The following is a 12,075-nucleotide window of genomic DNA, read 5'->3' as shown; positions in this document are numbered from 1 at the left end:
CTCCTAAAATAAATCTTTCTATATTTCCAATGCTTTCGCTTGATTTCCTCAAGTGTCTTACATTTAGTTCGCTACTTTTACCATACTGTGCCGAAGTACGCTTTCTTTATACATATATCCTTTTTGAAGCTCTTCGACCACTACATTTTCTCCGGCTTCTTCGTCTTCCACGTGCATCACCGCATTGTGGAGATTGGCGTCGAACTCTTTGCCCTCGGCATCCATGGCCTTTACTCCCAGTTCATCGAGAGTTCCCATAAGCTGCTTATAAATCTGTTCGATGCCCTGAACAAATGGAGAATCTTTTTCTTCCTCTGCCACGGCCTGAAGTCCCCTCTCAAAGTTGTCGACTACCGGCAGAAGCTTTTCTAAAACTCCCATGGCTCCCATGTCATATCTCTGGACAAACTCTTTGGCCGTCCGCTTTCTAACATTCTCAAACTCTGCCATGAGACGCTGATACTTATCGGTCAGCTCACCGATCTGCTGGTCTTTTTCCTTTATCAGATCATCCGCTTTCTGCTTTTTCGATGCCTTCTTGTCTGTCTTCTTAGCCTCTTTTGTTTTTTGGGTCTCTTTTTCTTCTGTGGCTGTATTTTCTTTCATTTCTTCTTCCTGAACTTTTTTCTCTTCTCCCATAATGCACCTTCCCTCCTATGGTTTTTTCTTGAACAGATCGTTGATCTCATCCGTCAGATTCTGGAGTGTCTTCACAACCCTCTTGTAATCCATCCGTTTCGGACCAATAATCCCGATTGTTCCGGTTCCGCCTTCCTCCAGTTCATAAGTGGCTGTCACAATGCTGCAGTCCCTCATGTTCTTCACCGGCGCCTCATCTCCGATGTAAACCTGAATTCCGTGGTGGTCATCACTTTCCAATGTGTCGCCCACCAGCTTGTTCAGTGCCTTCTTTTCCACTAAAGCATCTAAAAGCTCGGTAGCTGTCTCCGGCGAGCCAAGCTCGGGATACTTTAAGATATTGGAAGCACCTCCCGTATAAATCTCCAGCTGGTCCGCATTGTGGATAACGACTGCGATCTCCTCCAAAATCTTTTCCAGTATCTGGCTGTGGATTCCAGCCTGATCCTTCATCGTCTGGATCAGCTCCAGGTTGATTTCCTTCAGAGTCAGCCCCTGGAGAAAGGAGTTTAATAATACGTTCAGTTTCAGGACTTCGTCATTTGCCAGTGGTTTTTCCACGTCCATGATCTGGTTTTTTACGACATTGCCGTCTGCCACGATAACCGCCAGCAGACTGTACTCATCCACCTGGGAAAGCTGCACAAACTTGAGCTTTGTATTTTTGTACTGAGGGGCAGATACCATCGTCGCATAATTCGTACTGGACGCCAGGACATTGGCAACCTGCTTCAGCATCACTTCCATCTTGTCAACTTTCTTGACAAGCTCCAGCCGTTCTTCTTCGTCCGACTCCCGATCCTGCATCAGCTGGTCCACATAAAAACGATATCCCAGATCCGAAGGTATCCGCCCGGCCGACGTGTGCGGCTGCAGAATGAATCCCAGATCCTCAAGGTCCGCCATTTCATTGCGGATCGTTGCGGAACTTAAGTTCAGTCCCTCCATCTTGGAAATCGTCCTGGAACCAACGGGTTCCCCGGTCTCCAGATAATTTGCTATAATCGCTTTTAGTATTAGTCTTTTACGATCATTTAAATCCATGGTATCTTTCCTTTCATTATTAGCACTCATCTTAAACGAGTGCTAATATCTATAACATAAGTTATCACTTTTAAATTTCATTGTCAACCCCTCCTATTATTTTTTTTAAAATTGGCGGATTGCAATACCAAATTGAACTATTTTGCATTTTTCTTCATTTTAGTTACTTTTAACAAATACAAACGCAAGATATATACATTATGCACATATCTCGAGATTCTCCACCTCCTCCTGATACAATTCCTCTGCCGTAGAATATCCCAGATTTCTCCGTGGCATCGTATTGATCCACTTCTCAATCTTCTTTAATTTCTCATCACTAAATTTTTTGATTTCCATTCCCTTCGGAATAAAGCGGCGAATAATACCATTTGTATTCTCATTTTGCCCTCTTTCATAAGAGGAATAAGGATGCGCATAGTACACCTTAATCCCCTTTTCTTCTATATTATATAAACGTGCAAATTCTTGTCCATTATCAGACGTAATACTTTTCAGTGCTTCCCTAGGAACCTCTTTTATAATCTGATCCAAACACTCTTGTACGGCTTCTATGGTCTTGCCCTCAATCTTACGTATAATTTCTTTTCGTGTTTTCCGCTCTGTAAGAGTCAACAGAACATTGTCCTCTTTATCTTTCTTTCCGATCACCAGGTCAATCTCCCAATGTCCAAACTCTTCTCTATTATTAATCTGTTCTGCTCTTTCTTCTATACTTCTCCCATCCGTTCGTTTATAACGCTTTGAATAGGTCTTCTTTTTTGTGCGTCGTTTCACTTTTTCTGGCAAATCAATATTTTTAACTTTTATAACACCTGCTTCTACATAATTGTAGAGCGTTTTTGTGCACACTACTTCTTCCTTTTTAAAATACCCTTGTTTCAGTACACGACCATAAATAGAATCTAACGAGCGTTTTTCTTCTAATACCTTACTCTCTACATATTTAATAAATTTTTCGCACTTAAACGCCTTGTAATCTTGTCTACAACGCTTTCTATTATTTTCATATGCTATTTGTCCACGCTCAGGGAAATATCGTATTTTTTTATAGTTTCCCTTATCCACGCTTATTGTAGAACCTCTTTTTAACTCATTTCTTATTGTATTACTTGCACGACCTAATAATTTTCCTATCCTATACGGCGTATACCCTTGTGCATGCAAGGCCGCTATCTGCCCACGTTCGATTGGCGATAGATGTTTGTTCTTTCTAAAATCCCCAATGTTACTTGCATAATCAAGCATAATATCCCCCTTTTCCCCAAAAATATTGTATCACTGACCAATTATTTTTGGCAAAGAATTTCCTGCCTAACTACTATTTTCTAATGTAACAAAGGAGAGAGAAAATACTCTCCCCCATATTTGTTTCCATATGACAATTTAAAAACTTACAAAGTAACATTTCTGATCAGAAGAACCTCTCTCCCAATCAGATTCGATTGATTCATATTCATTTATTCCCAAATTAAACATAGGGCGCATATCGAGTACTAATTGTCGATACCCATTTTTCGTCCAACTTCTCTGTATAGGTACTCCATGCTCTTTGATGGCTATTCCACCACCAACCATGATGTCCTAACGCAAGAACCAGCTGACGTTTTGGACACATTAAAAACTTTATGTATGCCCGATCTCCTTCCGTGTAAGCAGTAATATTAGCATCCTCATAGAAAATCTCTTTTCTAATCTCCTTAATTTCTCCGGCAAGAGATTTCTCATATAATTTAGCCACGTTACTGTTTTTTCTCCATTGATATTGTTTATAAAACCTCTTATACAGCCTTATAAACAGCTTATTTTCACGATACGCCAACTTTTCTAAATCTTTTGCAGGATTATAAGACGAATCATTCTTCCTGCAAAATTTAATTTTTTCATATAGTTCAATTACATCCTCATTTTCTTTCCTTTGAGCATCTCTTACCTGTTTCTCTACATCCTCAAACCAGTAAGCTATGTTTAAAGCACACTTAAAAATCTTATCCGATTTATCCATCCGCTTTGCATTATATCTTGCAGGCCCGGCAACCTTCTTGGATATATGCTGTGCTTCATATTTCAGCTTTTCATTCCATTTTTTATATAGTTCATTTAGAATTTTTTCTTTTCTTTCATCTGATATTTTCCATGATAATACTTTTTTTACATACGTTTTGTATTCTGACTCAGATAAAAATCCCCTTTCCCCTGATGAACTATTTTTATTCGCCTTATTAACCAACTCTTGATCTAATTCTTTTAATACCATAATGAACACCCTCACCTTTCTATTCTTGTTTTTGTATCAAAAGACATCTTTATTCGTTCACTTTTCTTTCACCATAGCTTCTGGTATAATTTAACTAAACTTTTGTAAGGAGAATCCTATGTTTACTTTTCTTGAAAAAATCAGCTATTGGTCTACAAAACAGATTTATAAAATTCCTCAAGCTATGATTGTAATTTTAATATTTACAACCTTATTTCAAAACGAAGCCGCAACTATTAAAAACATACTTAGTTCTAAAATTCAGATGATATTGCCTGAATCTACCATCAATTTTTTTACAGAACTTAATCTCTCACAAAAAGACCTCTTAACCATCTGGGCATTTTTATTAGTGACTCATGCCATTACTTTCGCTCTAACAGCCCTTGAGCAGTTCTCAAAAGATTACGATTACATCATAATTGGATCAGGCGGGGCAGTCCTTTTTCATCTAAACTCTATCATCCTTTTAACTGTATTGATCTATAATTCCCTTTACAGTCCAAGAATAATGATCCATTCCGTTCCCGTTCATTTCACTGGTTTGTATTATCCTTTTGTTATAGTTTCTGCCGGTTTATTTGCTTCTATTTTTTGTGTATCCTACTGTGCTAATCTCCTACGTTTATTGATAAAAATAAACGATAAAGAATTCCCCCTCAAAAAAAGAATTGTTTTAGATTTAACCTTTGGGATTATTGTTATTTATTTCTTTAGTAACTTGGTAAAATTTCTGCCCATCTAAGAAAAACAGAAAGACAATAAAGCGGAACAAAAAGTGCTATATGTAATCCGATATAAACTATCAAAGTTTTATCAAATGATAGTTTATGTTTTTCTTGAATTATATCTGAATATCCCCATGCCATAAGAAATGCAGTAAGAAATGCTGGAAGTGCGTCTTTTAAAAACTGTGTTGTCATATAATCATCTCCTTTTTTAGTAAATCAATAATTCTCTTAAAATTTGTATTGCAGTATAAAAGCCAGAATACCATCCAGCTTTTTTACACTCGACCCCATAATTTGTGCGTAAATTTGAAAGTTTATTCCTTTGTTTTAAATCAGAAACAACTTCTTCTGCATATTTTTCGTATTCGTCAGAAGTTAATTGAACTTTTTGATTATCAATCTCTTCCAAACACTCGCTAAAAAGTATATCTTTATAATCATTCATGCTCATCACTCCTTTACAATTCATGGTGGCGTTGCCCCCATACCCCTATAAGGAACTAAGTTCCTTAACCTTATTAACACTCGCCGTTAGGCAGGGAAAGCAACTCTCTGGTTGCTTCCCTTCGGGAAAGTTTATTTTATTCAAAGTGTCAAGGGTTGCCCTACGGCGTATCGGCTTCGCCTTGTCCCTTGACACTTCTTTTGTCTTCTATTTCACTTTTTCATATTTCAAGATCCCTATATCATCTAAACATCTTTTTAAAGTTCATGTTTTCCCTTTCTCCCCGTATACTCGATAGGACAAGTTTCAACTAAAAACACTACACTCTTATTTCAACTTAATAAAAAACTCCCCATTGTTTCGCCATTCAAAACTTTCAACCTCACGTTCTCCTTTCTTTAGAATATTATCCTGATACCAATTCCCCCATGTAATCAAACGTAAATTATTATCACGAATTGATATTTTTGTATTATCATTAATCACTCCTAATTCAAGAATTTCATTTAACTTCATTTATTTCCTTCTTTCTCCGGGAGAAAAACCGCTCCCGGTCGGATTATTTTATTGATAATATCTTTTAATGATGTACATTAATTTTTCTACAAGGCGATCCAATGTAATTTCTCCCCAACCATCTATGTAATGCCAATGAATTTGTGGGCTTCCAAGAACATCAAAGAATCTGAAAAAAATAATAGCTTGATTCTTTACATTCACAACCTAAAATTAATTGAGGATTATCACAATATTCGTCTTCTAAAGAGCCATATACGTCCATTTTAAAATAACAACTACTTTCAAACTTTAACCACGCTTCTTCTAATTCCTTACGTAACTCTTCCCCGGTTATTTCAAATAAATTTTTCATCTTCGTATCCTCCTTGACTTCTCAGTCTCTCAGCATTACAATTAATATGTATTTTATTTGAAATGGGGCGGTCGGTGGCTATCCGACAAACCCCTTGGAGTTATCCTTGGATATGTTCGATGTATTCGGCTTCTGTTGCAAACAAGATGTAAATGCCGTTTACGTTCCCCATATATCCAAAGGATGTGTAATATCCTTTCAAGGGTATCACCTCCTTTCTATAAAGATTAGGGAGTTAAGAAGTGGAGTTCTTAACTTCCTTTTCTTTATATTTATATATTACACCTTTTTCTGTGTAATGTCTATTGGTATTTTACACAAAATTATGTGTAATTATTCGTTCTTTTTTACACAGATTTTTGTGCATTTCCTCTTGACTTTTGCACAATATTCAATGTATGATTAAAAAAAAGATTGGAGAAAATCATATGCTAATTTACAAAATAGACGTACTAGATGCTTTAAAAAAGGCAGGATACAACACAAATAGATTACGCAAAGAAAAACTTCTTGGAGAAAATTCCATTCAATACCTAAGAGAAAAGAAACCCATAAGCGCAAAGGTACTCGACAAAATCTGTGAACTATTAGACTGTCAGCCAGGCGACATTTTAGAGTATAAAAAACACTCTTAATTTTTTCATCTAAAGAAAATCTTAAATTTTCAAGTTCCCTTTTCTTTGCTATTCTGCTAAATTCATAATTTTCATTAGATAAAAATTTAAGCAAAAAAATACTTAGTTTACATGTTTGTGCAAACTAAGTATTTTTTATTATTTAAATATGTCTTATATTACTCTTCTAATAATCCCTAAACTTTCATTAACTAAAAATACAAGCTATATGTAAACATACGGAACTAATAAAAGTTATAATACCAACTATGATTCCAACAGTCACATCAAATGCTGCAATAAAACCACCACAGCAAAATGCCCAGGCAAATGAACAGAAAAAAATCATGATGATATTAATTATTGGAATAAACCAAAGAATTGACATAACCAAAAACACACAAATAGCAGCAATAATGGCTGTTTTAAAACTTTGTGTATTACCCCAAGTTACTATGAACGTTAATACCGCAAAAGCAAAGTCTTCTTTTACAATACGAGTCAATCCCATATTTACATATTCGGCATTTAACAATAAAGCAAGTAGATTCATTTATTTATCCTCCTTTAGGGAGATTTTAACATATTTAAGCATAATTTTCAATATTATTACTTATCTTACCTTAATTTTCTTGTAACTACTATAAGACCCATAATATTTCCTTCCATCTATGATTTTATAGGCCCGCACTTTCACATAACAATTTTTCTTTCTTTTCAGGCCCTTTATCGTATAAGAAGTTTTTCTACTCGTCTTATACTTCGACTTCTTAAAGTTCTTGTAAGATGAATATCGAACCTGATAGCCAGACACACCGCCAGGACTTTTAGAAATATATACTGTTACTTTTTTCTTTCCAGCTTTTAACTTCTTGATTTTCGCCTTTTTCGGATAAATCTTAAAGTATCTAATATAGTTTCCAGTATAATTTCCTTTTCCCCGAATTGCCATTTTCGCTTTTCCACAGCTTTTATTCCTGCTGTAAGAAACCGTATAATCCCGATTTAATTTTAGCTTTGTCTTTCCTGCCTTAACAGACAAACTTTTCACAATATTCTTGCCTGTATAAGTAGCATTAGTAGGATTTGACACATAAGTAATCTTACGTTTCGTTGAAACTGTTGGTTTCGTCTGTTCCGTAGTTGATGGTGTAGGCTGTGGAGTTTGGCCGCCAGAGGTATATTCCCACCAGCTTATTTCATATTGCTGTTCTGCTTTTCCTGTAAAATTGCCAATTCCTGTGATAATAACTGTTGCCATCCCTTTAATACAATAACCGCCATTCACTTTTTCCCTTGATAATTCCTTACAGGTTCCATTTTTACCACCAATGTTATTACGGTATGATACCGTATAATCTTTTCCTTCAACCAAAAGCTCACGATCATAATAAACATAAAGCCACGCTTCTACTGGCTTTCCTGTTTCGCCCCCTTTTTCTTGTGCAGAAATTATTATATCATTACTTTCACCATTAGTATGATTCATATTTCCTTTTACTATGACTGTACAAGTATCCTGTTTTGTCCCAGCCGTTGCCGTTATCGTTGCACTACCTAATTTTTTACCAGCTTTCACAACGCCAAAATCATCTACGGTCACAATAGATGGATTACTACTTACAAACTTCACAGTATCCGTAGAAAGCGATGGATTAACACGTGCAATTAAATGCCATACCTTTTCCCTTGGATAATCCATCACTGCGGAAATTTTATGTTGGTTTAATGTTATGGATTCAGCCGTAACTTTTGGCAAAACAGATACGGACACCTGTTTCGTTTGATCCTGTGCATAAATATATTGATTTTCCTTGTTTCCCTGATTAAATTGATCTACAAGGTTCTGATTTTTAAATAAAAGCTTGCTTCCATTGTACAGATCCTGAAAATTCCATTTACCCATCTGCGGCAAAGTATCCCCTAGAAAATCTATTTCTATTGGATTCTTACTTTCTCCTGCATCTCCATAATTAAATGCTCCTGTAATCTTTGATACTCCTTTAGGAACCACAAGTTTTTTTAAGTTGCACATACTAAAAGAATAAGACATTAAAACCTGAGTATCCTCTGGAATAACATATTCATCCTCTGTTTTTCCTGCCGGATAGCAAATCAGTGTTTTTCCTCCATCTGTCCTGCCAAATAAAACTCCATCTTCTGTATGAAAATATGGATTTCCTTGTGCAACTTCTATTCTCTTAAGTGAATCATTTTCATAAAACGGCGATCCACCCGTTTTCATTTTAGAACCCATTTTAACTGTTTCTAGCTTCTTGCACTTGTCAAAACATTCTGAGCGAAAAAGAGAAGATACACCAAATGACTCTACATTATTAAAATCAATGCTTTTTATATTTGCAGAAGTTAAAGCCCCTCCATATACTTCTTTGACCGTAGAAGACATCATGATATTCTCTAAATTTTTTACATTTGCAAAGCATCCACTTACAACAGTTTTTATTCCATCTGGCACAGTATAATCCGTTCTCTTCGGAGACGCCGCAGGATAACAAAGCAATTCTTTATTCTTCTTATCAATCAGTACTCCATCTTTTAATTGATAAAAATTGTTTTCATAATCTCCTTCTTGTCCGGCAAAAACAATCTTTTTCAAATTTGCCATGCTAGAACAAAACCCGGTATTGATGCTTTCCAACGTGCTTGGAAGATGGAGTTCTTCTAAGTTTTTAAAGCTTTTAAACTCATTTAATGTAATGCTTCTAATACCTTCTGGCAGAATTAACTTTCTCAAATTCACATTACCAGAATCATAGAACTCAACCACTTTGTATTTTTTATTATCGCAAGTAATCTCAGACGGAATATCAGGATTCGTAACATCACCATGTTCTGCGGCTCCTGAAAAATAATCCCATAGTTTAACCTCATGGTCATTCAATATTTCATATCTATATCCATTTACGGTTATCCTATCATTATTATTCGCTTTCACCTGCACTGGCACCAACACAGAAAAAAACATACACAAAACTAACATATATACCCCTAATCTTTTCATACTTATTCTCCTTTTCTTTTCTGTCGATATTCTTCTAACACTTGCAAGATTTGTTCTCGGTCTTGATCCGTTTCTACAAACTTTAAAATGTCTCTCGGTTGCATCTCCAAAATACAACACAAACGATTTAATGCTCCAATAGAGATTGCGGTATTTCCTTCCTTAAATCTACGCATTGTTACCTGACTAAAGACTCCTGTCCTCTTTGCTACTGTGGTATTAATGCCTACTCTCTTTAATTCCTTTATTACATCTATCTTATATTGTATCATATAAAAAATTCCTTTTTTGTTTTTATTATATCATATTTATACAAAAAAGTCAATCTTATTTTCTCTTTTTTAAATGATTATATTTATATATTTTTCTTCTATTATATATTATTTTTCAGTCATAAATCTCTTATTAAAGTGATTTATCCATATAAACATTTAAGGAATTTCATTTAATGTATTTTTTTCTCATTATTCCATGTTAAAGACTTTTTCTTGACAATTAAATCAAAAAAATTTAACATCATATGAAAAGGAGTAAAATTTTATGAATCTTTATTATTTTAATACATTTTTAAGTATAATTACTTTATTAGGAAGTTTAGCTACTATTATTCAATTATTTATCCAAATTAAATCATTATCCAATGATCTTCCTATTATCAACAATCAATCACAAATACAACAAGTCAATATTTCAAATTCAATTTACAACGATTATTCTACTATAATTACTAAACATAGTAATATTCTTGCAAAGGCTTATGTTTTGGTTTAATCAATATAGAAATTTTCTATATTTTTTTGTTTTATGTACTGTTTTATGTTTTTCCTTACTACACTTTTATCAAATAAAAAACAATTTATATACAACAATAACCTTATAATTAATATTTTACTTTCTCTTTTCCATTACAGTTCTCACTATTGGAAGTCTAAACTTATTTGCACCTAGCAATTATAGTGACTATCTTGTTGCTTCTAAGTCTTATACTTCACTTAATATACACACTCTTAAGAAGTTCCTGGACTTTATGGTCAGACAACAACCAGCGTGTTTTTTTTACTTTATGTTCCAAATTGCGACTATAATACTACTTCTTCGTGACTATATCAAAATTTTTATTCATTTATTTATTGCTCTGCTCTTCCATAAACCTTATACTTTACTAGAAAATAAAGATTTAAGAGATACAATACTAAGTATAATTTTTGCTAACATATTTTTTTATGGAATTTTATATTCAATCCTACAAGCACATAAATAAAATCAATAAAAAATATTTTCATAAATTCTTTTAAATTATGAAACTCTTGTTCCCTTGGTCGAAGACAAACAGTAAGAGTCCGATAAATACCCACATAAATATAAGTAACCAGTATTGCTGACACTAAGTTTTCACCCAAAGAAAAATCTGATTCACCTACTAACAATAAAAAAAATATGAAAGAAAAAAATAAAAGGAAAATTCCATACATCATCATATTAAAAATCACGCTTGCTATATTCTCTGTTCGATACTTTTTTATGAACAACTGCCTCAAGCACATACAAAAAATTTTTATTAAGTCATACATCGTACAACAAATACTTACTATCATGATAAATAATACAAGATAATTCATTTTATATTTCCTCCTCTATTTTCGTGATTTTTTGATGGCAAATAATTAACCACAAAAAATCTCATAACACAAATGACAATTACGTTAAATATTAAAAACAAAATTCCCCACAAAGATATATGCGCCGAATAAAACACAACACCAATCGCATACATTCCCATTCCGAACAACTGTACCAAATTAAAACAAAAAATAAGAAGACAGTCTATTACAAAACAACAACCATCCAACACACGATTCAACTTCTTACGATCTACTTTTTTCATAAATCTCCTCCTCAAAATAAAAGAAATAGGGACGGCAACTTACCGCCCCATCTTTCTAGTTTGTACTTCCTGACTGAAACTCCACTGTCATGACTGGTTCTGTCCGATTCAAAGAAGTCTCCAAGGCTTCTTTGTACTCTTCTTTCGTTCTCCAACGACTGTTTTCATCCAACGTGTTCAAAAATTTCTTACTAATGAATCGGCTATATCTCAACGGTGCATTTTCATAAGGATTACTTCCAGCAATGTAAACTTGTACCTTCAAGGTACTTGTTTTTCCCAAAGAATCTGTCGCTGAATAAATGATTGCCTGCGTTCCACGATGAAGATTTTTCACTTCTTCCTTTCCAAACTTTTCAGGATCACAAATTACAGCTTCCAGCTTTTTACCTTGTTCATCATCTTCCTTATCCGTCACTACCGGATTCTTTTGAATTTCCTGTAATACTTTTTCTGCATCAGACAGTTCTTGGTCAAAATAGCCAAGATCATGAGCCTTGATCACTGGAGGATGATTATACTTCACATGAACAATTCCTTTTTTCTCTGTCACATTTCCAGCACTGT

Annotated in this window: 15 protein-coding genes and 1 pseudogene; 2 read left to right on the top strand and 14 right to left on the bottom strand. The window is 34.4% G+C overall.

What is annotated here, in order from left to right; genetic code table 11:
- Positions 1–63 precede the first annotated feature (63 nt).
- From grpE to QVP35_RS16135, 4 genes are all read right to left on the bottom strand, one after another.
- Positions 64–639, bottom strand: coding sequence for a nucleotide exchange factor GrpE (grpE, locus tag QVP35_RS16150; protein ID WP_009289867.1), 576 nt, complete (start codon positions 637–639; stop codon positions 64–66).
- A gap of 15 nt (positions 640–654) precedes the next feature.
- Positions 655–1,683, bottom strand: a complete 1,029-nt coding sequence (gene hrcA, locus QVP35_RS16145; RefSeq protein ID WP_009289868.1) for a heat-inducible transcriptional repressor HrcA — start codon at positions 1,681–1,683, stop codon at positions 655–657.
- Between the two features lie 198 nt (positions 1,684–1,881).
- Positions 1,882–2,931, bottom strand: coding sequence for an IS30 family transposase (locus QVP35_RS16140; protein ID WP_022261463.1), 1,050 nt, complete (start codon positions 2,929–2,931; stop codon positions 1,882–1,884).
- 223 nt (positions 2,932–3,154) lie between these two features.
- Entirely contained in the window at positions 3,155–3,940 is a 786-nt protein-coding gene (locus tag QVP35_RS16135) for a hypothetical protein (protein WP_022261462.1), read from the bottom strand.
- Between the two features lie 118 nt (positions 3,941–4,058).
- Here QVP35_RS16135 and QVP35_RS16130 point away from each other — a divergent pair, with 118 nt between their 5' ends.
- A complete protein-coding gene (locus tag QVP35_RS16130; RefSeq protein ID WP_022261461.1) occupies positions 4,059–4,685 on the top strand; it encodes a hypothetical protein in 627 nt (208 codons plus the stop codon).
- On the opposite strand, the gene QVP35_RS16125 is transcribed toward QVP35_RS16130, so the two are convergent.
- The 4 genes from QVP35_RS16125 to QVP35_RS16110 form a co-directional block, all read right to left on the bottom strand.
- Positions 4,654–4,863, bottom strand: a complete 210-nt coding sequence (locus QVP35_RS16125; protein WP_022261460.1) for a hypothetical protein — start codon at positions 4,861–4,863, stop codon at positions 4,654–4,656. The genes QVP35_RS16130 and QVP35_RS16125 overlap by 32 nt on opposite strands.
- Before the next feature lie 16 nt (positions 4,864–4,879).
- Positions 4,880–5,116, bottom strand: coding sequence for a hypothetical protein (locus tag QVP35_RS16120; RefSeq protein WP_022261459.1), 237 nt, complete (start codon positions 5,114–5,116; stop codon positions 4,880–4,882).
- 327 nt (positions 5,117–5,443) lie between these two features.
- Entirely contained in the window at positions 5,444–5,632 is a 189-nt protein-coding gene (locus tag QVP35_RS16115; RefSeq protein WP_022261458.1) for a hypothetical protein, read from the bottom strand.
- Positions 5,633–5,792: 160 nt separating this feature from the next.
- Positions 5,793–5,987: a hypothetical protein gene (locus QVP35_RS16110; protein WP_022261457.1), complete on the bottom strand. Its 195-nt coding sequence runs from the start codon at positions 5,985–5,987 to the stop codon at positions 5,793–5,795.
- A 428-nt stretch (positions 5,988–6,415) separates the two neighbouring features.
- Between QVP35_RS16110 and QVP35_RS16105 the strand changes: the two genes are divergently transcribed.
- Entirely contained in the window at positions 6,416–6,622 is a 207-nt protein-coding gene (locus QVP35_RS16105) for a helix-turn-helix domain-containing protein (RefSeq protein WP_022261456.1), read from the top strand.
- A gap of 187 nt (positions 6,623–6,809) precedes the next feature.
- Here the strand turns inward: QVP35_RS16105 and QVP35_RS16100 are convergent, their stop codons facing one another.
- From QVP35_RS16100 to QVP35_RS16075, 6 genes and pseudogenes are all read right to left on the bottom strand, one after another.
- A complete protein-coding gene (locus QVP35_RS16100; RefSeq protein ID WP_022261455.1) occupies positions 6,810–7,154 on the bottom strand; it encodes a hypothetical protein in 345 nt (114 codons plus the stop codon).
- 60 nt (positions 7,155–7,214) lie between these two features.
- The gene (locus tag QVP35_RS16095) at positions 7,215–9,623 is read right to left on the bottom strand and encodes a leucine-rich repeat protein (RefSeq protein WP_022261454.1); all 2,409 of its coding nucleotides are present in this window, start codon (positions 9,621–9,623) and stop codon (positions 7,215–7,217) included.
- 2 nt (positions 9,624–9,625) lie between these two features.
- Positions 9,626–9,895 (bottom strand): helix-turn-helix domain-containing protein, encoded by a 270-nt coding sequence (locus tag QVP35_RS16090; RefSeq protein ID WP_022261453.1) that lies wholly within the window; start codon positions 9,893–9,895, stop codon positions 9,626–9,628.
- 936 nt (positions 9,896–10,831) lie between these two features.
- A complete protein-coding gene (locus tag QVP35_RS16085) occupies positions 10,832–11,242 on the bottom strand; it encodes a hypothetical protein (RefSeq protein WP_022261451.1) in 411 nt (136 codons plus the stop codon).
- The gene (locus QVP35_RS16080; RefSeq protein ID WP_022261450.1) at positions 11,239–11,508 is read right to left on the bottom strand and encodes a hypothetical protein; all 270 of its coding nucleotides are present in this window, start codon (positions 11,506–11,508) and stop codon (positions 11,239–11,241) included. Before QVP35_RS16080 ends, QVP35_RS16085 begins: the two co-directional genes overlap by 4 nt.
- Positions 11,509–11,563: 55 nt before the next feature.
- Positions 11,564–12,075 (bottom strand): annotated as a pseudogene (locus QVP35_RS16075) (hypothetical protein); the annotation flags it as partial.

The sequence above is a fragment of the Anaerostipes sp. CAG:276 genome (genome assembly GCF_000432215.1).
Classification (GTDB): domain Bacteria; phylum Bacillota; class Clostridia; order Lachnospirales; family Lachnospiraceae; genus Anaerostipes; species Anaerostipes caccae.
The sequence above is the reverse complement of the archived record's forward strand: the minus strand, read 5'-3'. Positions and strand labels throughout refer to the sequence as shown.

Excerpts from the sequence above, each read along its gene's own strand:
- grpE (WP_009289867.1), bottom strand. The coding sequence starts at position 639 with ATGGGAGAAGAGAAAAAAGTTCAGGAAGAAGAAATGAAAGAAAATACA.
- hrcA (WP_009289868.1), bottom strand. The coding sequence starts at position 1,683 with ATGGATTTAAATGATCGTAAAAGACTAATACTAAAAGCGATTATAGCA.
- QVP35_RS16140 (WP_022261463.1), bottom strand. The coding sequence starts at position 2,931 with ATGCTTGATTATGCAAGTAACATTGGGGATTTTAGAAAGAACAAACAT.
- QVP35_RS16135 (WP_022261462.1), bottom strand. The coding sequence starts at position 3,940 with ATGGTATTAAAAGAATTAGATCAAGAGTTGGTTAATAAGGCGAATAAA.
- QVP35_RS16130 (WP_022261461.1), top strand. The coding sequence starts at position 4,059 with ATGTTTACTTTTCTTGAAAAAATCAGCTATTGGTCTACAAAACAGATT.
- QVP35_RS16125 (WP_022261460.1), bottom strand. The coding sequence starts at position 4,863 with ATGACAACACAGTTTTTAAAAGACGCACTTCCAGCATTTCTTACTGCA.
- QVP35_RS16120 (WP_022261459.1), bottom strand. The coding sequence starts at position 5,116 with ATGAATGATTATAAAGATATACTTTTTAGCGAGTGTTTGGAAGAGATT.
- QVP35_RS16115 (WP_022261458.1), bottom strand. The coding sequence starts at position 5,632 with ATGAAGTTAAATGAAATTCTTGAATTAGGAGTGATTAATGATAATACA.
- QVP35_RS16110 (WP_022261457.1), bottom strand. The coding sequence starts at position 5,987 with ATGAAAAATTTATTTGAAATAACCGGGGAAGAGTTACGTAAGGAATTA.
- QVP35_RS16105 (WP_022261456.1), top strand. The coding sequence starts at position 6,416 with ATGCTAATTTACAAAATAGACGTACTAGATGCTTTAAAAAAGGCAGGA.
- QVP35_RS16100 (WP_022261455.1), bottom strand. The coding sequence starts at position 7,154 with ATGAATCTACTTGCTTTATTGTTAAATGCCGAATATGTAAATATGGGA.
- QVP35_RS16095 (WP_022261454.1), bottom strand. The coding sequence starts at position 9,623 with ATGAAAAGATTAGGGGTATATATGTTAGTTTTGTGTATGTTTTTTTCT.
- QVP35_RS16090 (WP_022261453.1), bottom strand. The coding sequence starts at position 9,895 with ATGATACAATATAAGATAGATGTAATAAAGGAATTAAAGAGAGTAGGC.
- QVP35_RS16085 (WP_022261451.1), bottom strand. The coding sequence starts at position 11,242 with ATGAATTATCTTGTATTATTTATCATGATAGTAAGTATTTGTTGTACG.
- QVP35_RS16080 (WP_022261450.1), bottom strand. The coding sequence starts at position 11,508 with ATGAAAAAAGTAGATCGTAAGAAGTTGAATCGTGTGTTGGATGGTTGT.